The following is a 372-nucleotide window of genomic DNA, read 5'->3' on the forward strand; positions in this document are numbered from 1 at the left end:
GAGCGCGGCCATCGCGTGATCTTTCGAGCGAACGTCTCACGGAACTCTCGAAAGGGATCTATCGCGATGACCGCACCACACATCATCGACCCCGCCGGCCTGCTCGGCCAAGCGCTGACGGACGCGTCGCCGGATCTGATGCGCCACTTGCTGTCCACGGTGATCAACAGTCTGTTGTCGGCCGAGGCCGACGCGGTCTGCGGCGCCGAATACGGCACGGCGTCGCCGGAGCGGGTCAACTCCCGCAACGGTTACCGGCACCGCGAGCTCGACACCCGCATCGGCACCATCGACGTCGCGGTGCCGAAACTACGGTCCGGTTCCTACTTCCCGGACTGGCTGCTCGAGCGGCGTAAGCGGGCCGAGGCCGCC

The 372-nt window shown here is 67.2% G+C and carries 1 protein-coding gene; it reads left to right on the forward strand.

From position 1 onward, the window contains the following. Positions 1–66: 66 nt before the first annotated feature. A partial coding sequence (locus tag HH310_RS43025; RefSeq protein WP_211193346.1) for a transposase occupies positions 67–372 on the forward strand: 306 nt, incomplete at its 3' end.

Origin of the sequence: Actinoplanes sp. TBRC 11911 (assembly GCF_012933445.1) — a bacterium.
GTDB lineage: Bacteria > Actinomycetota > Actinomycetes > Mycobacteriales > Micromonosporaceae > Actinoplanes.